This window comes from Polaromonas sp., assembly GCF_030682935.1.
GTDB lineage: Bacteria > Pseudomonadota > Gammaproteobacteria > Burkholderiales > Burkholderiaceae_C > Polaromonas.
Window position 1 is genome coordinate 1 of sequence record NZ_JAUXNA010000156.1, and the last position, 20,159, is coordinate 20,159.

Below are 20,159 nucleotides of genomic sequence, written 5' to 3' on the forward strand. Positions count from 1 at the left end.
GGCAGCGGCTCTGGCAGCCAGACCTTTGGCGGCGGTTTTACTCAGCAGCAATCTACCGGTTCTGGCCCGCTTTCCTCCAATCCTTCGAACCCCGGCACTGGCTCCGGACCGACGTTAACCAGTCCTTCGAACCCCGGCTCCGGATCGACGTTGACCAGTCCTACGGCACCCGCCACCGGCTCCGGAACGATACGTTGACCAATCCGTACTAAGGGCCGCAATAACCCTAGGGCTGCCACCTTATCTTGCGCAATCTGGCGGATTTTCGGATCGGAATGTGATGCCGAATAGCGGTATTGTGCTCGTCAGGCATGGGGCGGATAAGTGAATCGTTCCGAGTGATCCACATTCTGCGGCAGACATTGCTTGACGTAGCGCATTCTTGCACTAACGCCAGCTCGCTCACTGCGCGCAGCTCCCTGCCCCCGAGGGGCCGTGCTTTCCTTGCCTTCTGGTTCAGGGTTTGACGGTCTGCGACAAGGCACTGGCGTGCAGGCAAATGGCCGCAGCGGCCGCTACATTGAGCGACTCTTCGCCCCCGGGCTGGTCAATACGCACCGACAGGCTGGCCCTGGCCATCAGATCGTCACTGACGCCCTGCCCTTCATGGCCCATGGCCCAGGCGCAGGGCATAGGCAGTGGCTGCTGATGCAGAAAACTGCCGTGGTGCGAGCTGGTGACCACGATGGGAATGGTCAGCGCAGCCAGCGCAGCCGGTTCTACACCCTCCACCAGCTGCAAGGAAAAATGGGCCCCCATGCCCGCACGCAGCACTTTGGGCGACCAGAGTGCGGCCGTGCCTTTGAGCGCAATGATCTGCCTGAAACCAAACGCCGCCGCACTGCGCAAGATGGAGCCGACATTGCCGGCGTCCTGCACGCGGTCCAGGATGACCGAGGCAGCACCCGGCAGCCATGCCGGCGCAGCGGGCAGATCAAGTACAAATCCCATGCGGGCCGGGGACTCCAGGCCACTTATTTCGGGCAACAGCGCGTCTGGAATTACTATGTTTTTAATAGCTACTTGCGTCCATTCAACGGGCGCTAGAGGCCAAAAAGATGCCGAAAATACAGCCATGACCGGTTTGAAACCGCGTGCCAGCGCGGCACGGCACAGGTGGTCCCCCTCCAGCCATACCCGCTGCTGTTTTCGGTACGCCGTGCTGTCCTGCGAAAGCTTGCGCAACTCCTTGATCAGCGGGTTGTCGCGTGACGTGATCTGGATGACGGGTACGGAAAAACCGCTGCTCACCGCAGAACCTCGGCCACAGGCGCAAACGACCTTCGGTGCTGCGGACAGGCGCCATGCTCACGCAGCGCGGCCAGGTGCTTGACCGTGCCGTAACCCTTGTGGCCGGAAAAACCATACTGCGGGTATTCGAGGTGGAACTCGGCACACCAGCGGTCCCGGTACACCTTGGCCAAAATGGAGGCAGCAGAGATGCACGGCACGAGGGCGTCTCCCTTGACAATAGCTTCAGCCAGAATGCTCAGCGTCGGCAGACGGTTGCCGTCCACCAGCACCTTATTGGGTTTGAGCCGCAAGCCCTCGACCGCACGCTTCATGGCGAGCATGGTGGCCTGCAAAATATTCAAGGTGTCAATTTCTTCCACGCTGGCTTGCCCAATCGAGCAGCACAACGCCTTGGCGCGGATTTCGTCGTAGAGCTTTTCCCGCCGCAGTGCGGTAAGTTTTTTGGAATCAGCCAGTCCCTTGATGGGGTTGAGGTCGTCCAGGATGACCGCCGCCGCCACCACGGGCCCCGCCAGCGGCCCGCGCCCCGCTTCATCCACCCCGGCGATCAGTCCCGGAACGTACCAGGACAGGGGTGTTTGCTCAGGCTTCAAGTATTTTCTGGATTGCATTGCTGGCCAATTGTGAAGTGTCGCGCTGCAGCTCGGCATGCAGCGTTGTGAATCGTTGTTCAACCGTCGCTATTTTTTCGGGTGCTGAATATTTTGCGTCCACCCACGCCAGCAGCGCAGCCGCCAGCGCTTCGGGCGTGGCCGCTTCCTGCAGCAATTCGGGCACGACAAAATCCCGGCAGAGAATATTGGGCAAGCCCACCCAGGGCTGCAGCTTTTTACGCCGCATGATCTGCCACGACAGCCAGTTCATGTTGTAGGCAATCACCATGGGCCGCTTGAACAAGGCGGCTTCCAGCGTGGCGGTGCCACTGGCAATCAGCGTGACATCGCAGGCGGCCAGCGCCGTGTGCGACTGGCCCTCGAGAATCTGCAGATCAGCCCGCACACCGGCTTCATCGGCCAGCCGCTCAATCTGGCGTTTCAGCAAGGGAATTGCAGGAACTATGAATTTGATAGCTGGCCGCGCCCGTTTAACAAGGCCCGCAGCCTTGAAGAACCTGCTGGCGAGGTACTTTATTTCGGATTCGCGGCTGCCCGGCAAAATGGCAATGACCGTATCGTCAACCTGCAGGCCCAGCTTGCGTCTGGCCGCCAGCCGGTCGGGCCGCATGGGAATCACATTGGCCAGCGGGTGCCCCACATAGGTCGCTGCAATCCCGTGGGCGGCCAGCAAGGCGGGCTCAAACGGAAAAATGCACAGCACATGGTCCACACTGCGCCTGATTTTCTCAACGCGGTCCGCCCGCCAGGCCCAAACGGCGGGGCTGACAAAATGGACGGTCTTGATACCGTGGCTTTTGAGCGCGGCCTCAAGATCGAGGTTGAAATCGGGGGCATCCACACCGATGAAAATGTCGGGACGCGGGTCTTGCCCGCCCAGCAGCCGCTGTTTCAGCCGTTCCCGGATGCCGACGATTTCACGGTAGTGGCGCAGCACCTCGACATAACCCCGCACCGCCAGCTTGTCACTGGGCCACCAGGCCTGAAACCCACGGCGCGCCATCTGCGGCCCGCCTATGCCGCTGCAGGTCAGGGCCGGCCAGCGCGCTTTGAGGCCATCGAGCAGCAAGCCCGCCAGCAAGTCACCGGAAGTTTCGCCCGCAACCATGGCCACGTTGGGCGCGGACTGCGTGGCGGCAGGCCCACCGGCCTCGCTCCGGGGGGGCAGAGGGGGTGGCGCAAACGACATCAGCGCCTAGCGGACGATACCGCGCTGCGGAGCGGTTTTTTGTAAAAAGGAGAGCATCATCTGCACATCTGGCAATGACTCCGGATACTTTTCAGTCAACCCGGCAATTCGAACTTGCGCCTGCACCAGCGTGAGGTCGTCGCGGTACAAGGCCTTGTGCATGGCTTTGACGGCAGAAATCCGTTCGGAAGAAAAGCCCCGGCGCCGCAGCCCTTCAAAATTCATGGAGCGGGCCTGGGCCGGCTGGCCTTGCGACATCACGAAAGGCGGCAAATCTGCCAGCAGCAGCGAACACATGGCCGTCATGCTGTGCGCACCCAGACGGACAAACTGGTGCACCACCGTGAACCCGCCCAGTATGACCCAATCATCCACCGTCACATGGCCTGCCAGCTGGGAGTTGTTGGCAAAAATGGTGTGGTTGCCTACCATGCAGTCGTGCGCCAGGTGCACATACGCCATGATCCAGTTGTCATCGCCCACGCGCGTCACGCCACTGTCGCCCGGCGAGCCGATGTTGAAGGTGCAAAACTCGCGAACGGTATTGCGGTCACCGATCACCAGCTCGCAGGGCTCGCCCGCGTACTTTTTGTCCTGCGGAATCGCGCCCAGCGAATTGAACTGAAAAATCCGGTTGTCGCGGCCTATCGTGGTGTGGCCCTCGATCACGCAATGCGCGCCGATGCGGGTGCCGGCCCCCACCCGCACGTGCGGGCCAATCACGGTGTAAGGCCCGACGCTCACGGAACTGTCGAGCTGGGCCGCTGGATCAACCAGCGCCGTGGCATGAATGCCGGGCATGGCAGCAGGCAGCGTCATGTCGCCGCGCTCAGGCAAGGGTGCGCATGGTGCACATCAACTCGGCCTCGCAAGCGACGTTCTCGCCGACCCGCGTGACACCCTTGAACTTGAAAATGCCGGACTTCATGCGCGTCAACTCCACGTCCATGATCAACTGGTCGCCCGGCTCCACGGGCCGCTTGAAACGGGCGCCGTCAATGCCGGCAAAGTAATACACCGTCTTGTCGTCGAGCGTCACGTCCAGGGTGTCAAAGGCCAGCAAGGCCGCCGCCTGCGCCATGGCTTCGAGCATCAGCACGCCGGGCATGACCGGATGGTGGGGGAAATGCCCCACAAAAAAAGGCTCGTTGATCGTGACGTTCTTGAGCGCCTTGATTCTTTTGCCTTTTTCGATTTCAAGCACACGGTCAACCAGCAAAAACGGGTAGCGATGCGGCAACTTTTTAAGGATTTGGTGAATGTCCATCATGATTTTTCTTGAATGTGCCTTGGATCTGCAATATGGATTTTTCAGCCTGCCGGAGTCTTTCACGCAAAACGTGAAGCTGCTTGAGCGTTGCGGCATTTTTTTCCCAGGCCGCATTGTCGTCGATAGGAAAGAGGCCGGTATAGTGCCCAGGCTTCAGAATTGAGCGTGTCACCACGGAAGCCGCCGAAACATGCACATGGTCGGCCAGGCGCAAGTGGCCCAGCACGACGGCGCCGCCGCCCACCGTGCAATGCGCGCCAATCGTTGCGCTGCCCGCCACACCGGCGCAACCGGCCAGGGCGGTATGCTTGCCGATCCGGACGTTGTGACCAATCTGCACCAGGTTATCGAGCTTGACGCCGTCGTCCAGCACGGTGTCCTGCAAAGCGCCCCGGTCAATACAGGTGTTGGCACCAATTTCCACATCATTGCCGATCTGTACCGCACCGAGCTGCTCGATCTTGACCCACTGGCCCTCGTGCGCCGCAAAGCCGAAGCCATCAGCGCCGATCACCGCGCCAGAATGAACGATGCAGCGCTCGCCGATACGGCAGCCGTCGGCCACGGTGACCCGGGCTGACAGGCGGCTGTCGGCGCCAATGAACACCTGCCGCCCAATCACGCAATGCTCCGCAATGCGCGCGCCCGAACCAATCACGGCACCCGCCGCGACACATGCGAACGCCCCGATCGAAACGCCCGCACCGAGTTTGGCATCAGGATCAATAAAGGCGCTGGGATGAATCTGCGGCGTTGATGCCGGAAAATGCTGGCGCTTCCAGAGTTGCGTGAGGAGCGCGAAGTAATGGTAGGGATCGTCCACCACGATGCAGGCACCGCGGCCTACGGCGGCTTCGCGGGCAGCAGGCCCCACCACCACACAGCCCGCAGCAGACTGTGCAAGCTGGCCAAGGTACTTGGGGTGACTAAGGAAGGTCAGATCACGTGGACCGGCCGCCTCCAGCGTGGACAGCCGCTCAATCAGCAGTTCCGGATTGCCCACCAGTTCGCCCTGCGCCTTGTCAGCCAGGGACTGGACAATATCAGCAAGCCGAAGCGTCACGGGGCGTCTGCCATTTCTACGCTCATGCGTGTGCTGGCCGCCCGCAATTAACGGGAAGCGTTCAGCGCCTTGATCACCTTGTCGGTGATGTCATGCTTGGGATTCACATACACCGACTCCTGAAGAATCAGGTCGTACTTCTCGGTTTCAGCCAGCGTTTTAACCACTTTGTTGGCACGTTCGATGACCTGCTGGAGTTCTTCGTTTTTACGGGCGTTCAGATCTTCCTGAAATTCGCGGCGCTTGGTCTGAAAGGTTCGGTCCTGATCGACCAGCTGCCTCTGGCGTGTCGTGCGCTGGCTTTCCGCAAGCGTGGGCGCCTCGCGCTCGAACTTGTCGGACAGCGTTTTGAGCTGGGTCGCAAGATCGCCCAGCTCTTTTTCGCGCTTGCTAAACTCCTGCTCCAGTTTGGTCTGGGCCGTTTTAGCTGAGTTGGCTTCGCGAAAAATCCGGTCCAGATTCACCACACCGACCTTGAACTCCTGCGCACTGGCGGTGAAGCCAACCAACGCAATGGCAAGACCCAGGAAAATTTTGCTTGAAAAATGCTTCATTAGAAAGATGTACCAATTTGAAATTGCAAGCGTTCGATTTTATCTTGCGCCTGTTTACGTAGGGGCACCGCATAAGCGATGCGCAAAGGACCTACAGGAGAAATCCAGCTGATGCCGATCCCGCTGGAAACTCTCAGATCGTTGAAGTTATAGCTCTCTTTTTCACCAAACACGTTGCCTGCATCTACAAACCCGTAGAGGCGAAGGGTGCGGTCATTCCCGGCACCCGGGAATGGCGCCAGCACTTCGGCATTGAGTGTGAGCTTTTTGGGGCCGCCAAGCGCCAAGGTGGGATCCAGGAGATCGCGCGGTCCCAAAGAGCCCTGCTGAAATCCGCGCACCGAACCCAGTCCGCCGGAGTAGTAATTCTTGAAAATCGAGAAAGTTTGGCCGCTCAGGCCTTTACCCCAGCCCAATTCCCCATTCAGCGCCACCGTGAACTGCTTGTTGATCGGTATGTATTGCTGGATCTGGTAATTGGCGCGCACAAACCTGACATCGCCTGCCACGCCCCAGTCGCCATACAGTCGCTGGTAGCGCCCAGTCGTCGGTACCAGCGCACTGTCCCTGTTGTCACGCGACCAGCCCACGGTCAAGGGCACGGAGTTGGTCTTGTAGCCGCGCTCCTCAGCGTACAGACGGTAAGGATTGGGAAGACCGGTGCCCGGCACAATCGTCAACGACTCGTATCCCGTGCCGAAATAAACCGTATCGTTCTCGGTGAAGGGAACGCCGAAACGAATACTGGCGCCCCGGGTCTTCAGGCTGTAGTCGCCGCCCTGGCCAGACAGCGGCTTGGAGGTGCGGTCATAGACGTCAATGGTGCGCGAAATGCCATCGGCCGTGAAATACGGGTCAATCGTGCTCAGGACAAGCTGACGGTTTGACTTGCTGGTATTGAGTTCAATGCCCAGGTAGTTGCCCGAACCAAAAACGTTTTCTTGCCGGATGCCAAACATCAGGGAAAGTTTGTCGGCACTGGAAAAACCCGCACCCAATTGCAGGTTGCCGGTGGGTTTTTCAGCCACGGCCACCGTCAGGTCTACCTGGTCCGCCGTGCCCGTAACTTCCTGGGTCTCCACATTCACATCGGTAAAGAAGCCCAAACGGTCTACGCGATCACGAGAAAGGCGAATTTTGTCGCCGTCGTACCAGGACGATTCGAACTGGCGGAACTCCCGCCTGACGACCTCGTCGCGCGTGCGGTTGTTGCCCGTCACATTGATGCGCCGTACATAGGCCCGGCGCGAAGGCTCGGCCTGCAGCACAAAAGCCACCCGGTTGTTAACCCGGTCAATTTCGGGTGTGGCCTCGACCTTGGCAAAAGCAAATCCAAAAGTACCGAAGTAGTCGGTAAAGGCCTTGGTCGTTTCAGCCACCGAATCGGCGTTGTAAGGCTCGCCAGGCTTGATGGACACCAGGGATTTGAATTCTTCCTCCTTGCCCAGGTAATTGCCTTCGAGCTTGACACCCGACACCACGAAACGCGCGCCCTCAGTCACATTGACGGTGACCGCGATGCTCTGCTTATCGGGAGAAATCGCAACCTGGGTTGAATCCACCCTGAACTCAAGATACCCACGCGACAGGTAGTAGGAACGCAAGGTCTCGATATCCGCATTGAGCTTGGACCGCGAATAGCGGTCGGACTTGGTGTACCAGCTCAGCCAGCCACCGGTATCCTGGTCAAACAACCCCAACAGCGTGGATTCGCTGAAAGCCTTGTTACCCGTGATGTGAATTTCCTTGATTTTGGCCACATCGCCTTCGACAACGCTGAAAGTCAGGTTCACGCGGTTGCGCTCAATCGGCGTCACTGTCGTGATCACCTCGACACCGTACAGACTCTTGTTGATGTACTGACGTTTGAGCTCCTGCTCGGCCTTGTCGGCAAGCGCCTTGTCAAAAGGCTGGCCATCGGAAATACCGGCGTCACGAAGCGCCTTTTTAAGCACGTCCTTATCGAATTCCTTGGTCCCGACAAAGTCTACATCGGCGACGGTGGGACGCTCTTCAACAATGACAACCAGCACGTCACCGCTGACTTCAAGCCGCACGTCCTTGAACAAACCCAAACCAAACAGCGCGCGAATGGCCGTGGAGCCCTTGTCGTCGTTGTAGGTTTCACCCACGCGAAAAGGCAGCGAGGCGAAAATCGTCCCCGGCTCGACGCGCTGCAAGCCCTCAACCCGGATGTCACGAACCGTAAATGGATCAACGGCCCACGCGGCATTGACCATGAACAAACCGGCGGCAATAGCGCAGACTGCACGAACTTTGAATCGATTGAATTGTTTTTGCATGAAATGTTGGAATTAGCCCAAAAGTCGGGCGACATCATTAAACAGGGCGACAGACATCATGCCTAACAGGATAGCAACGCCACCGCGCTGAAACCGGTCCATCCAGACGTCAGACACGCCTCGGCCGGTAATTCCCTCCCAAAGATAATACATCAGGTGCCCACCGTCCAAAACCGGCAGCGGCAGCAAGTTCAGCACACCCAGACTGACGCTGATCAGTGCAAGAAAAAGCAGATAGGAAGACCAGCCCAGACTGGCCGATTTCCCGGCGTAGTCCGCAATGGTGAGCGGTCCACTCAGGTTCTTGAGCGAGGCTTCTCCAATCACCATTTTCCCCATCATCTTCAGCGTGAGAAGCGACACTTCCCAGGTGCGAACAGCCCCCTGCCACAAGCCATCCAGAGGCCCGTAACGCACAGTCACAAATTCGGGGGGCTCGCCCACGTAGGCGCCTATCCGGGCCACGGCTACGCCACCCTCCTGCTTGACCTGCGGACTCACCTGCAGCACCAGGGGCTGGCCCGAGCGCAGAATTTGCCAGCGCTGCGGCGCAGCAGCGGCAGAATTTTCGCCCGATGAAGGCGCGGAACCCCGTATGGTTTCACGCAACTGCTGACCATCGACTATGGCGCGATCGTCCACACGCTGGACCACATCGCCCGCACGCAGGCCGGACTTTTCGGCTGCGCCGCCCGCCATCACCTCGCCAATCACGGGCCTGGTCCATGGCCCGAGAATGCCGATTTTCCGGAATAGCTGGGCATCCGCTTCGGGCGCATCGAGCTTGCTGAGCGCCAGCAGCACCGTTCGCGACACCGGTGCGGAATCATCGCCCAGCACCAGCGTCAGATCGCGGCCATCGAGCGCGCCCTGCGTGAGGCGCCAGCGAAGATCCTCAAACGAGCGGACCGTTTCCAGCGCATCCCCCTCGAAAGCCGCCTGCTGGACAGTTTCCTGGCCACGCAGACCTGCCTGCTCGGCCAGGGAGCCCGCCACAGGACTGGCCAGGACGGCCTTGGGCTCCTGCAAGCCACTCCAGTTGACGATGGCGTAGAGCAGCACGGCGAGCAGCAAATTGGCCGCAGGACCGGCGGCCACAACGGCCGCGCGGGACTTCAGGGGCTGCGCGTTGAACGCCAGATGGCGCTCGGCGGGGTCGACCGGGGCCTCGCGCTCGTCGAGCATCTTGACGTAGCCGCCCAAGGGCAGCATGCCAATGGCAAACTCCGTGGGTTTATTTTTGAGTCGCCAGGTGTAAATGGGCTTGCCAAAGCCAATGGAGAACTTGAGAACCTTGATGCCGCAGGCAACCGCGACCCGGTAATGGCCATACTCGTGGACAGCTATCAGGATGCCCAGCGTGACGACAAAAGAAATCAGTGTCAGCATGTCAGGGCTCCAGACGTTCAGCGAATTGACCGGCCACCCGGCGCGCTCGCGCATCCAGCGCAAGCAAACCTTCGATATCGTTGACCTCAGAGACCGCGACGGCCTCCAAAGTTGCATGATTTACATGGTGGATTTGGTCGAAGCGGATTTGCTTGCCCAAAAAGGCCGCCACTGCCACCTCGTTGGCAGCATTGAGCACTGCCGTGCTACCCACAGGCGCGTTAAGGACGTCCCAGGCCAGCGGCAAGCCCGGAAACCGCGCGTGGTCAGGCACCTCAAACGTCATGTTGGCCAGACAGGCAAAGTCCAGGGCCTTGGCGCCCGAGATGATCCGGTCCGGCCACGCCAGGCCATAGGCAATTGGTACCCGCATGTCGGGCGTTCCTAATTGGGCCACCACTGACGCATCGTGGTACTGGACCATCGAATGAATGATGCTTTGAGGATGGATCACCACCTCAATTTGTTGCGGCGCCAAGCCAAACAGGTATTTGGCTTCGATGACCTCCAGGGCCTTGTTCATCATGGTCGCCGAATCCACTGAAATCTTGCGCCCCATGACCCAGTTGGGATGCGCACAGGCTTCATCGGGCGTGACATGTCGAAGGCTGCCGGGCTCGCGGGTACGAAATGGTCCGCCCGATGCGGTCAGGATGATTTTTTCAACGCGCTGGGGCCAGCTTGCTGCATCCTCGGGCAAAGACTGAAAAATGGCGGAATGCTCGCTGTCAATAGGCAGCAGATGCGCGCCGCCTGCGCGCACCGCCTGCATGAACACGTCCCCACCGACCACCAGCGCTTCCTTGTTGGCCAGCAACAGGCGCTTGCCCGCTTTGGCGGCCGCCATGCACGCCTTCAAGCCCGCAGCCCCGACAATGGCGGCCATCACGGTATCCACGAGCTCGTGAGACGCTATCATTTCAAGAGCATCTACCGCCCATAAAACCTGGACAGGAAGCTGATTTTCCTTTACTTTTTGAGCCAGGAGGCGGGCATGCGGCTCGCTCACCATGACGGCATACCTGGGCTTGAACTGTGCGCACTGCGCCAGTAGCAGGTCAGTCTGGGTCGCCGCACTGAGGGCGAATACCTCAAAACGCTCGGGATGACGTGCAATGACGTCCAGGGTATTGACACCGATGGACCCTGTGGAGCCCAACACCGTAACGCGCTGCTTTTTGAAGGTCATGAGGTGTGCAAAAAATAAGCCTAAAAAGTGGCCAGCATCATGGCCAGCGGCAAGGTCGGCAGCAAGGCATCGACGCGGTCCAGCACACCGCCGTGGCCAGGCAGCAGGCCGCTGGAGTCTTTCACGCCTGCGCTGCGCTTGATCAGGGACTCGACCAAATCACCCACGACGCTCATGGCTGCCAGAAAGATAACCGCGAGCAACATCATGGCGATGCCGTGGCGTTGGGCCAATTGGCTGTAAAGCGTCTCGCCGCCCAGAGAAACCCAGACCAGCGACAACACCACCACACCGGCCATGCCGCCCCACACCCCTTCCCAGCTTTTACCCGGACTGATGGAAGGCGCGAGCTTGCCTTTGCTGAAGCGTCCACCAAAGGTGCGGCCGGCGAAGTAAGCAAAGATGTCGGCGACCCAGACCAGCAGCAGCACCGACAGCAAGAATTGGATACCGATCACACGCGCCTGCGCAATCGCGAGCCAAGCCAGCCATAGCACGACCAGGCCGCCCGCCAGACGCAGCATCTTGGGAATGCGTGGCCAGCCAGCGACACCAGAGCGCAACAGCCAGCCACCCACCAGCACCCAGATGGCCCCCGCGGCAGCCCACAGCATGGGCAAGGGCTTTTCAAGCAGCCCTCCATACCAGGACAGACCGCATGCCAGCACGCACGCCACAGAAAGTCCGACCGACCTGGCATGCGTCAACCCATTCAGACGTCCCCACTCCCAAGCCCCGGCAGCTATCATCAGCAAGGCAATGGCGCTGAAAGGAAAAGGCGTCTTGTAAAACAGCGCAGGCAATAAAATCGCCAGCAAGACCATCGCAGTAATCACACGCTGCTTAAGCATCAGACGACCCTTGCATCTTGGTTTTTGTCATGCCCGCTGACCTGCGCCGAGGTCTGGCCGAACCGGCGCTCGCGGGTGTTGAAAAATGCGATCGCTTCATCCAGCGCCGCATCATCAAACTCGGGCCATAGCTTGCTGGAAAAATGCAGTTCTGAATACGCCGCTTGCCACAGTAAAAAGTTGCTGAGGCGCAACTCGCCGCCAGTGCGAATCAGCAGATCAGGATCGGGCACGTGCGCCATCGCCATCGCCCGGTCCAGCGACAGCTCGGTGATGGCCTCGCCCCGGCTGGCCAGCTTGTGGGCCGCCTGGGCAATGTCCCAGCGTCCGCCATAGTTGAAGCACACGTTGAAGATCAGGCGCTGGTTGCCGGCCGTACTGAGTTCTGCCTGCGCCAGCCCCGCCTGGACCTTTTCGGACAGTCGCTGGCGAGCCCCTACAAAATGAATCCTGACCCCTTGGGCGTTCAGGCTGGGGACTTCCCTGGACAGCGACAGCGCCAGCAACTCCATCAGGCCGGACACCTCTTCGGGAGGACGATTCCAGTTTTCGGATGAAAAAGCAAAGACCGTCAGAACCCCAATGCCGCGCTCCAGGCAAGCCCGGACACAGCGGTTCAGCGAATCGACGCCCTGCTTGTGGCCGGCGATACGGGGCAGGAAGCGCTGGCTCGCCCAGCGGCCATTGCCGTCCATGACGATGGCCACGTGGTGCGGAACGGTGAGACGGGAAGAGGCCATAAGTCAGTTCAGGCCAAACGTGATTTGATCAAACCGCCATGATGTCTTGTTCCTTGCCAGTGACCAGTTTGTCAACTTCGGCAATGAAACGGTCCGTGAACTTCTGGATTTCATCCTGCGAACGGCGCTCGTCATCTTCGGAGGCCAGCTTGTCCTTGACCAGCTTCTTGACGCCGTCGTTGGCATCGCGTCGCAGGTTGCGAATGGCCACCTTGGCGTGCTCGCCTTCGGCGCGCACGACCTTGGTGAGCTCCTTGCGGCGCTCCTCGGTCATCGCGGGCATGGGAACGCGAATCAGCTCGCCCTGAGAGGCCGGGTTAAGGCCCAGATCGGAATCCCGGATGGCCTTTTCTATTTTCGCCGCCATCCCTTTTTCCCAAGGAGAGACGCTGATGGTACGCGCGTCAAGCAGCGACACATTGGCCACCTGACTGATGGGCACCATGGAGCCGTAGTAATCCACATGCACCGTGTCGAGTAAACCCGGATTGGCACGACCCGTACGGATTTTTGTCAGACTGACTTTGAACGAGTCCACGGACTGCTGCATTTTTTGCTCTGCATGCTGCTTGATTTCAACAACGCTCATGGTCAACTCTCCGGATTATTAGGTTCAAAAAAAGTACAAAGTGAGGCGCAGAACTGGCGTCAGACGTGAACCAGAGTCCCTTCGTCTGCGCCCTGCACCACGCGCTTGAGTGCACCGTGCTTGAAAATGCTGAACACCTTGATGGGCAGCTTCTGGTCGCGGCACAGCGCAAAGGCGGTGGCATCCATGACTTCTAGGTTTCTGCCCATGGCTTCATCGAAAGTGATGCTGGTGTAGCGCGTGGCCGTCGGGTCCTTCTTGGGGTCAGCACTGTACACGCCATCGACCTTGGTGGCCTTCAGGACGATTTCAGCCCCAATTTCAGCACCGCGCAAAGCGGCTGCCGTGTCGGTGGTAAAGAAAGGGTTGCCGGTGCCGGCCGCAAAAATAACGACCTTGCCTTCTTCCAGGTACTGAAGCGCCTTGGGCCGCACGTAAGGCTCGACCACGCGCTCAATGCCAATCGCTGACATGACGCGAGGCACCAGCCCGGCCTTGTCCATGGTGTCACCCAATGCCAGCGCGTTCATCACGGTCGCCAGCATGCCCATGTAATCGGCGGTGGCACGGTCCATGCCGACAGCCCCGCCTGCCACACCCCGGAAAATATTGCCGCCACCAATCACCACCGCCACCTCGACACCCATGCGGGTGACTTCGGCAATCTCCTCGACCATGCGAACGATGGTGGCGTGATTGATACCAAAGGCATCATCCCCCATCAAGGCCTCACCTGACAGTTTTAACAAGATCCGCTTGTAGGCTGGCATGTGTGGGCTTTCTAAGAGGGATTGAATAGGACGTTGAGCCGCTTTCCGGCTGGACTGACGACAAAGCCGCTTGCGCAGCCTTGACCGTTCAGGCCGCTTTGGCAGCAGCGATCTGGGCAGCGACTTCAGCAGCGAAATCGTCAACCTTTTTCTCGATGCCCTCACCCACCACGTACAACGTGAAGGACTTGATCGTGGTGCTGCGCTCTTTCAGCATCTGCTCAACCGTCTGCTTGTCGTTTTTGACGAAGGTCTGATTGTGCAGGCTGACTTCCTTCAGGTACTTTTGAACGCCGCCATCAATACGCTTTGCAACGATTTCGGCAGATTGCACAGGCTTGCCTTCGGCCTGGGCCTTGGCCGCATCTTCAGCCGCTTTTGCAGCAGCGACCGAGCGCTCTTTGGCGACCAGTTCCGCAGGCACATCCGCGCTGGACAGCGCCACGGGCTTCATCGCGGCCACATGCATGGCCACATCCTTGGCGGCGGTTTCGTCGCCCTCAAACTCCACCACCACGCCAATGCGCGTGCCGTGCAGGTAAGCCGCGAGCGGGCTACCGGAAAAGCGCTTGAAGCGACGCACGCTCATGTTCTCGCCGATCTTGCCGATCAGGCCTTTGCGAACATCTTCCACCGTCGGGCCAAAACCGTCCAGCGACAGGGGCATGGCGCCAATGGCCGCCACATCGGCCGGGTTGTTCTTGACGATGCCTTCTGCAACGGCTTTGGTGAAAGCCAGGAAGCTGTCGTTCTTGGTGACAAAGTCAGTTTCGCAATTGATTTCAACCAGGGAACCGACATCGCCTTCGCGGTGCGTGGCGACCACGCCTTCGGCCGTGATACGGGATGCAGCCTTGCCGGCCTTGTTGCCCAGCTTGACGCGCAGAATTTCTTCGGCCTTCTCGAAATTGCCTTCAGCTTCTGTGAGTGCTTTTTTGCACTCCATCATGGGCGCGTCGGTTTTTGCGCGCAGTTCAGCGACCATGCTTGCGGTAATTGCCATTTTTTTCTCCGTTTAACGTATTGACTTTGATAGCGGGCGCCAAGTTCACGCCGGGCACATTTGTCGTATATCTATTCAAATTGTGAAAAAGGGGCTACGCGAGCCCCTTTTTCGCGTCTGGCGTAGCGCCAAAACTAACAGGCACCTTTATCAGGCAGCTGCGTTCTGAACTTCCACAAATTCGTCCGAGCTCTCAGCCGACACGGCCTTGACGAGCTCGTTGCCGGCGCTGGCACGGCCTTCAATGACTGCATCAGCGATACCGCGGGCGTACAAGGCAACCGCTTTGGACGAGTCGTCGTTACCGGGAATCACGTAATCAATGCCGATGGGGGAGTGGTTGGAATCGACCACGCCGATCAGCGGAATGCCCAGCTTCTTGGCTTCCAGAACCGCGATTTTGTGGAAACCCACGTCAATCACGAAAATGGCATCCGGCAACGCATTCATGTCCTGAATGCCGCCAATGTCTTTTTCAAGCTTGTCGATCTCGCGCTTGAAGGTCAGTTGTTCTTTTTTGCTGATGGAGTCAAGGCCGGCTTCTTGCTGGGCTTTCAACTCTTTCAGGCGCTTGATCGAGGTCTTGACCGTCTTGAAGTTGGTGAGCATGCCGCCCAACCAGCGCTGGTCAACGTAAGGAATGCCAGCACGCTTGGCTTCCATGGCGACGGTTTCGCGCGCGGTGCGCTTGGTGCCGACCATCAGGATGGTGCCGCGGTTGGCAGCGAGCTGCTTCGCGAACTTCATCGCATCCTGGTACATCGGCAGCGATTTTTCCAGGTTGATGATGTGAATACGGTTGCGATGGCCGAAAATGTACGGGGCCATCTTCGGGTTCCAGAAGCGGGTTTGGTGACCAAAATGGACGCCGGCTTCGAGCATTTCACGCATGTTTGTGGACATAATTAACTCCAAAGGTTGTGTCTAAAATCAGCGCTTATCGCCCAGAAACTATGAATACAGTGACTGGCCAACACCTTGAGTGGCTGATTTGCGATTTTCCCTGCAGACAACAAGATCGTCATCTGCAGAGCCCGCTGAGTATAACATCCCCCACCCCATGAACCAGCCGAACCAGATGCCTTCCACGGGCGACCTTCATGCCACTCGCCAGGCCCTGCAAGCGGGCCAGACCAGCCCCCGGGAAGTCCTTGAGCGCGCAGCCGCCATCGGCCGAAGCGAAGCCTGCCGTCACGTTTTTATGCCGGCCACGGCAGAAAACCCGTCTTCCAGCATCAAAGGGCTGCCGAAAGACGACTTCAGCCCTTCGGCGCTGCCTCTGGCGGGGCTTCCGGTGTCTGTCAAGGACCTGTTTGATGTCGCAGGCCAAACCACCTCAGCGGGATCAACGGTGCTTGCCGGTGCAGCGCCTGCCAACGCCGACTGCCCCGCCGTGGCGCGGCTGCGTGCGGCGGGTGCGGTGCTGATCGGGCGTAGCAACATGGTGGAGTTTGCTTTTTCCGGCGTCGGCATCAATCCACACTATGGCACGCCCATCAACCCGGCCGACCGCAGCACAGACCGGATTCCGGGCGGCTCTTCGTCGGGTGCGGCGGTGTCGGTCGCCACGGGTGCCGCACTGGTGGGTCTCGGCTCGGATACGGGCGGCTCCCTCCGCATCCCTGCAGCCTTGTGCGGGATTGTCGGGTTTAAAAGCACGGCCCGCCTGGTCCCCACCGCCGGGGTGCTGCCGCTGTCGACCAGCCTGGACACGGTAGGCGCCCTGACCCGCTCGGTGCGCGACGCGGTCACCGTGCATGAGGTGCTGGCGGCCCGCCGTGTGCGGATGGGGGGCAAACCCCTGTCAGCCTGCCGCCTTGCAGTAGCGCAAACGCAGATGCTGGACGGGATGGACCCTACCGTGGCCCAGGCATTCGAGCGCAGCCTGCAGGTGCTGCGTCAAGCCGGTGCCCGTATTGAAGAAGTCACCCTTGCAGAAATCAATGATCTGGCCGCCATCAATGCCAGCGGTGGCTTGTCGGCGGCCGAAAGCTATGCCTGGCACCGGACCCTGATTGCCGGACATGAGGCCGAGTACGACCCACGGGTGGCGCAGCGTATTTTGCGCGGCGCCCGAATGAGTGCGGCCGACTACATCGATTTGCTGGCGGCACGCAAGCAGTGGATTTCACGCATGGAGGCGCGCCTGGACGGCTTTGACGCCGTGCTGTCGCCCACCGTGCCCATCGTGGCACCGCCGATTGCCAGCGTGCTGAGCGATGATGCCGAGTTCTTCCGGATCAACGGGCTTTTGCTGCGCAACACGGCGGTGGTTAACATGCTCGACGGTTGCGCGATTTCGCTGCCCTGCCACGCGCCTGACCAATTGCCTGTTGGCCTGATGCTCTGGCACGCGGCGCTGCACGACGACACGGTGCTGGACCTGGCGCTCCAGGTTGAAACAGCACTGGCCCATTCACTACACCACCAATCGCTGCCTGCACCCGCCAATCATGGGTCAACAGCCTTTTTTATCTATAAAAACAATGAACAGCACCATGTCCTTCCGCTCCGTCACCGCCCTGCCCGATACCACCGCATGAGGGTGGCGATCATTGGCGCCGGCATCATCGGCATCACCACCGCCTATGAGCTGGCTGCGGACGGTCACGAAGTCACCGTTTTTGAGCGTCGGGGCGCTGCGGCAGAAGAAACCAGCTTTGCCAACGCGGGCATCGTCGCACCCGGCTATGTCACGCCATGGGCCGCGCCCGGCATGCCGGGCAAGGTGCTCAGCTACCTTTTCAGCCGCCATGCGCCGGTCAAGCTGAGCCTGCCATTGTCAGGCCGGGAGCTGGCATGGACGTGGAAATGGCTGCGCGCCTGCAAGCTTGCGCCCTATCTGGCCAATCGCTCGCGCCTGCAGCGCCTGGCGTTTTACAGCCGGGAAAGACTCCACCACCTGACCGCTGAGCTGCAACTGGACTACGAGCGCAGCCCGGGCTACATGGTGCTCCTTCGCTCCGAAAAAGACAGCCGGCTGATTGAGCCCAGCCTGCAGGTGCTGCGGGATGCAGGGGTGGCATTCAGGCAAATCAGTCCCGATGCGGTCCGCCAGATCGAGCCCGCACTCAACCCCGACACCGCGTTTTTGGGGGCCGTGCACCTGCCCGACGATGAAGTGGCCAATTGCCGGCAGTTTGCGCTGCTGCTGAAAAATGAAGCGCAGCGCCTGGGCGTCAATTTTGAGCTAAATACGACTGTGGCGCAGTTAGAACGGTCGCAAGCAGCTAGCATTTCAATAGCAGGTGAAGATAAACCGCGCGCCTTTGACCGCGTGGTGGTGTGCGCCGGCCTGGCCTCCGCGCAACTCCTGAGGCCGCTGGGCCTGAAGATCCCGATGGCTGCCGTGTATGGCTACTCCATCAGCGCCACCATTCGCGAACCGCTCAACGCACCGCGCAGCGCGCTGATGGACGAACGCTACAAGGTCGCGATTACCCGCCTCGGTAACCGCGTGCGTGTGGCCGGCGGCGCAGAAATTGGCGGCTCGCTTGAAAGCAGGCGCGCCTCCTCCCTTCAGACGCTGTACAAGGTGCTGCACGACTGGTTTCCCGGTGCTGCGCAGCATTCCAACACCCACGGCAGCGTGCAGGAGTGGAAAGGTGCGCGTCCGATGCTGCCCGACGGGCCGCCGATCATTGGCGACAGCGGCCTGCCCGGTGTCTGGCTCAATATCGGCCACGGCTCCAGCGGCTGGGCACTGAGCTGCGGCAGTGCGCGCGCGCTGGCCGACCTGATGGCCGGCAGGCCCACAGAGATCGACATGGAAGGGCTGGACATCAGCCGCCTGGGCTGAGCACATCGCTTGGCGGGCCACGTCATAAGCCCTCACAATCCGCTGATGCACAGAATCTCCAGCACCTTGAGCCAGCCGCTTTACAGCATTGCGGCCACGCGCCAGATTGAACGACAGGCCGCAGCCAGCCTGCCGCCGCACACGCTGATGCAGCGCGCAGGACTCTCGGTTGCCCGTCTGGCGCTGGCGCTGGCGCCACATGCCCGCTGCATCTGGGTCGCCTGCGGACCTGGCAACAACGGCGGCGACGGCTTCGAAGCGGCGCTGCACCTGCACCAGTGGGGCAAAACGGTGCGCGTGACCTGGACCGGACTGCCGTCTGACAACGCCAAGTTACCCCCGGATGCCCACGCCGCACGCGCTCGCGCCCTGGCTGCAGGTGTGCCCATGGCAACTGAGCCGCCGCCGGATTTTGATTTCTGCATCGATGCCCTGCTGGGCATTGGCGCCACGCTAAATCCCCAGCGGGCGGGCAACGATCTGATGCAGCAGTGGCTGGAGCGGATGCAGGCCAGCGGGGCGCCGCGACTGGCCGTCGATGTACCGAGCGGACTGGATGCAGACACGGGCCTCGCAAGCGCTACAATATTAATAGCAGCCACCGCTCGTGGAGCAAGCGCTACAGGCATTTTTACCTTAAGTTTATTGACGCTTAAACCGGGGCTATTCACCGCCAGCGGCCGCGATAGCGCGGGCCAGGTGTGGTTTGATGATCTCGGCATCAAGCCCGAGGACACCGTGCCCTGCGCCTGGCTGCTGGGCACCGACCGCGCCAGCCAGCCGCAGCGTGCGCGCGCCTCACACACCAGCCACAAAGGCAGCTTTGGCGATGTCGCCGTGGTCGGCGGCCAGTCCGACGCTGGCACTGCGACCCACATGACGGGTGCAGCCCTGCTGGCGGCCCGATCGGCACTGCACGCAGGTGCGGGCCGCGTGTTTGTCGCCTTGCTGGGCAACGCGGGGCCGACCGTCGATACCATGCAACCGGAACTGATGTTTCGCGCGCCTGACGCCCTGGACTTGAAGCAGCAGGTCGTGGTGTGCGGCTGCGGTGGCGGTGAAGCGGTCAAAACCGTGATCGCGACCATCCTGTCAACGGCGACGCGCCTGGTGCTGGATGCGGATGCGCTCAATGCCATTGCGGCAGACCCGCGGTTGCAAACCCTGCTGGCGGCCCGCCAGCAAGACGGGTACAGCACGGTGCTGACGCCCCATCCGCTCGAAGCGGCGCGCCTGGCAGGCATGACCGCCGCCGAGGTGCAAGCCGACCGTCTGGCGGCAGCCCAGCGTCTGGCGGAACGATTTCAGTGTGTGGTGGTACTCAAGGGCTCAGGCACCGTTGTGGCGGCTCCGGGCCAACAAACCGTCATCAACAGCACCGGCAACGCTCTGCTGGCGACAGCCGGCACCGGTGATGTGCTGGCCGGCATGCTCGGGGCCAACCTGGCCCACGGGCAAAACGCTTTTGAGGCGGCTTGCAGCGCGGTGTTTACGCACGGGCGGGCCGCTGACGCATGGGCCGCCGAGCAGCCCAACCAGACACTGACCGCATCGGCGCTGGCCGCCGCACCAAGGGCTTGAG

18 protein-coding genes and 1 pseudogene are annotated in these 20,159 nt (G+C 60.5%); 3 read left to right on the top strand and 16 right to left on the bottom strand.

Annotation, left to right across the window (positions count from 1 at the left end; genetic code table 11):
• Positions 1–456: 456 nt before the first annotated feature.
• From Q8K05_RS07310 to rpsB, 16 genes are all read right to left on the bottom strand, one after another.
• Complete coding sequence (locus tag Q8K05_RS07310; protein WP_305245845.1) at positions 457–1,251, bottom strand: RNA methyltransferase; 795 nt, start codon at positions 1,249–1,251, stop codon at positions 457–459.
• Positions 1,248–1,865, bottom strand: coding sequence for a ribonuclease HII (rnhB, locus tag Q8K05_RS07315; protein ID WP_305245846.1), 618 nt, complete (start codon positions 1,863–1,865; stop codon positions 1,248–1,250). Before rnhB ends, Q8K05_RS07310 begins: the two co-directional genes overlap by 4 nt.
• Positions 1,837–2,976 carry a lipid-A-disaccharide synthase gene (gene lpxB / locus Q8K05_RS07320; RefSeq protein WP_305245882.1) on the bottom strand — a complete coding sequence of 380 codons (1,140 nt, stop codon included), beginning with the start codon at positions 2,974–2,976 and terminating at the stop codon, positions 1,837–1,839. Before lpxB ends, rnhB begins: the two co-directional genes overlap by 29 nt.
• 87 nt (positions 2,977–3,063) lie before the next feature.
• Entirely contained in the window at positions 3,064–3,876 is an 813-nt protein-coding gene (lpxA, locus tag Q8K05_RS07325; RefSeq protein WP_370868795.1) for an acyl-ACP--UDP-N-acetylglucosamine O-acyltransferase, read from the bottom strand.
• Positions 3,877–3,886: 10 nt separating this feature from the next.
• The gene (gene fabZ, locus Q8K05_RS07330) at positions 3,887–4,327 is read right to left on the bottom strand and encodes a 3-hydroxyacyl-ACP dehydratase FabZ (protein ID WP_305245847.1); all 441 of its coding nucleotides are present in this window, start codon (positions 4,325–4,327) and stop codon (positions 3,887–3,889) included.
• The gene (lpxD, locus tag Q8K05_RS07335; RefSeq protein WP_305245848.1) at positions 4,302–5,390 is read right to left on the bottom strand and encodes a UDP-3-O-(3-hydroxymyristoyl)glucosamine N-acyltransferase; all 1,089 of its coding nucleotides are present in this window, start codon (positions 5,388–5,390) and stop codon (positions 4,302–4,304) included. The genes fabZ and lpxD overlap by 26 nt, the downstream gene beginning before the upstream one ends.
• 47 nt (positions 5,391–5,437) lie before the next feature.
• Positions 5,438–5,944 (bottom strand): OmpH family outer membrane protein, encoded by a 507-nt coding sequence (locus Q8K05_RS07340; RefSeq protein WP_305245849.1) that lies wholly within the window; start codon positions 5,942–5,944, stop codon positions 5,438–5,440.
• Positions 5,944–8,247 carry an outer membrane protein assembly factor BamA gene (gene bamA, locus Q8K05_RS07345; RefSeq protein WP_305245850.1) on the bottom strand — a complete coding sequence of 768 codons (2,304 nt, stop codon included), beginning with the start codon at positions 8,245–8,247 and terminating at the stop codon, positions 5,944–5,946. Before bamA ends, Q8K05_RS07340 begins: the two co-directional genes overlap by 1 nt.
• 12 nt (positions 8,248–8,259) lie before the next feature.
• A complete protein-coding gene (gene rseP, locus Q8K05_RS07350; protein ID WP_305245851.1) occupies positions 8,260–9,636 on the bottom strand; it encodes an RIP metalloprotease RseP in 1,377 nt (458 codons plus the stop codon).
• Position 9,637: 1 nt separating this feature from the next.
• Positions 9,638–10,825: a 1-deoxy-D-xylulose-5-phosphate reductoisomerase gene (gene ispC, locus Q8K05_RS07355; RefSeq protein WP_305245852.1), complete on the bottom strand. Its 1,188-nt coding sequence runs from the start codon at positions 10,823–10,825 to the stop codon at positions 9,638–9,640.
• Positions 10,826–10,845: 20 nt separating this feature from the next.
• Positions 10,846–11,676 (bottom strand): phosphatidate cytidylyltransferase, encoded by an 831-nt coding sequence (locus Q8K05_RS07360; protein ID WP_305245853.1) that lies wholly within the window; start codon positions 11,674–11,676, stop codon positions 10,846–10,848.
• Positions 11,676–12,416, bottom strand: a complete 741-nt coding sequence (gene uppS, locus Q8K05_RS07365; protein ID WP_305245854.1) for a polyprenyl diphosphate synthase — start codon at positions 12,414–12,416, stop codon at positions 11,676–11,678. The genes Q8K05_RS07360 and uppS overlap by 1 nt, the downstream gene beginning before the upstream one ends.
• A 28-nt stretch (positions 12,417–12,444) precedes the next feature.
• Entirely contained in the window at positions 12,445–13,005 is a 561-nt protein-coding gene (frr, locus tag Q8K05_RS07370; protein WP_305245855.1) for a ribosome recycling factor, read from the bottom strand.
• Between the two features lie 59 nt (positions 13,006–13,064).
• Positions 13,065–13,775 (bottom strand): UMP kinase, encoded by a 711-nt coding sequence (gene pyrH / locus Q8K05_RS07375; protein WP_305245856.1) that lies wholly within the window; start codon positions 13,773–13,775, stop codon positions 13,065–13,067.
• A gap of 88 nt (positions 13,776–13,863) precedes the next feature.
• Positions 13,864–14,778: a translation elongation factor Ts gene (gene tsf / locus Q8K05_RS07380; protein WP_305245857.1), complete on the bottom strand. Its 915-nt coding sequence runs from the start codon at positions 14,776–14,778 to the stop codon at positions 13,864–13,866.
• Between the two features lie 150 nt (positions 14,779–14,928).
• Positions 14,929–15,681, bottom strand: a complete 753-nt coding sequence (gene rpsB / locus Q8K05_RS07385) for a 30S ribosomal protein S2 (RefSeq protein ID WP_305245858.1) — start codon at positions 15,679–15,681, stop codon at positions 14,929–14,931.
• 175 nt (positions 15,682–15,856) lie between these two features.
• Here rpsB and Q8K05_RS07390 point away from each other — a divergent pair.
• The 3 genes and pseudogenes from Q8K05_RS07390 to Q8K05_RS07400 all read left to right on the top strand — a co-directional run.
• Positions 15,857–17,188 (top strand): annotated as a pseudogene (locus tag Q8K05_RS07390) (amidase); the annotation flags it as partial.
• A 129-nt stretch (positions 17,189–17,317) separates the two neighbouring features.
• Positions 17,318–18,577, top strand: a complete 1,260-nt coding sequence (locus Q8K05_RS07395) for a D-amino acid dehydrogenase (protein ID WP_305245886.1) — start codon at positions 17,318–17,320, stop codon at positions 18,575–18,577.
• 45 nt (positions 18,578–18,622) lie between these two features.
• A complete protein-coding gene (locus Q8K05_RS07400) occupies positions 18,623–20,158 on the top strand; it encodes an NAD(P)H-hydrate dehydratase (protein ID WP_305245859.1) in 1,536 nt (511 codons plus the stop codon).
• Position 20,159 lies beyond the last annotated feature (1 nt).

Excerpts from the sequence above, each read along its gene's own strand:
- rnhB (WP_305245846.1), bottom strand. The coding sequence starts at position 1,865 with ATGCAATCCAGAAAATACTTGAAGCCTGAGCAAACACCCCTGTCCTGG.
- lpxB (WP_305245882.1), bottom strand. The coding sequence starts at position 2,976 with ATGGTTGCGGGCGAAACTTCCGGTGACTTGCTGGCGGGCTTGCTGCTC.
- lpxA (WP_370868795.1), bottom strand. The coding sequence starts at position 3,876 with ATGACGCTGCCTGCTGCCATGCCCGGCATTCATGCCACGGCGCTGGTT.
- fabZ (WP_305245847.1), bottom strand. The coding sequence starts at position 4,327 with ATGATGGACATTCACCAAATCCTTAAAAAGTTGCCGCATCGCTACCCG.
- Q8K05_RS07340 (WP_305245849.1), bottom strand. The coding sequence starts at position 5,944 with ATGAAGCATTTTTCAAGCAAAATTTTCCTGGGTCTTGCCATTGCGTTG.
- bamA (WP_305245850.1), bottom strand. The coding sequence starts at position 8,247 with ATGCAAAAACAATTCAATCGATTCAAAGTTCGTGCAGTCTGCGCTATT.
- rseP (WP_305245851.1), bottom strand. The coding sequence starts at position 9,636 with ATGCTGACACTGATTTCTTTTGTCGTCACGCTGGGCATCCTGATAGCT.
- ispC (WP_305245852.1), bottom strand. The coding sequence starts at position 10,825 with ATGACCTTCAAAAAGCAGCGCGTTACGGTGTTGGGCTCCACAGGGTCC.
- Q8K05_RS07360 (WP_305245853.1), bottom strand. The coding sequence starts at position 11,676 with ATGCTTAAGCAGCGTGTGATTACTGCGATGGTCTTGCTGGCGATTTTA.
- uppS (WP_305245854.1), bottom strand. The coding sequence starts at position 12,416 with ATGGCCTCTTCCCGTCTCACCGTTCCGCACCACGTGGCCATCGTCATG.
- frr (WP_305245855.1), bottom strand. The coding sequence starts at position 13,005 with ATGAGCGTTGTTGAAATCAAGCAGCATGCAGAGCAAAAAATGCAGCAG.
- pyrH (WP_305245856.1), bottom strand. The coding sequence starts at position 13,775 with ATGCCAGCCTACAAGCGGATCTTGTTAAAACTGTCAGGTGAGGCCTTG.
- tsf (WP_305245857.1), bottom strand. The coding sequence starts at position 14,778 with ATGGCAATTACCGCAAGCATGGTCGCTGAACTGCGCGCAAAAACCGAC.
- rpsB (WP_305245858.1), bottom strand. The coding sequence starts at position 15,681 with ATGTCCACAAACATGCGTGAAATGCTCGAAGCCGGCGTCCATTTTGGT.
- Q8K05_RS07395 (WP_305245886.1), top strand. The coding sequence starts at position 17,318 with ATGAGGGTGGCGATCATTGGCGCCGGCATCATCGGCATCACCACCGCC.
- Q8K05_RS07400 (WP_305245859.1), top strand. The coding sequence starts at position 18,623 with ATGCACAGAATCTCCAGCACCTTGAGCCAGCCGCTTTACAGCATTGCG.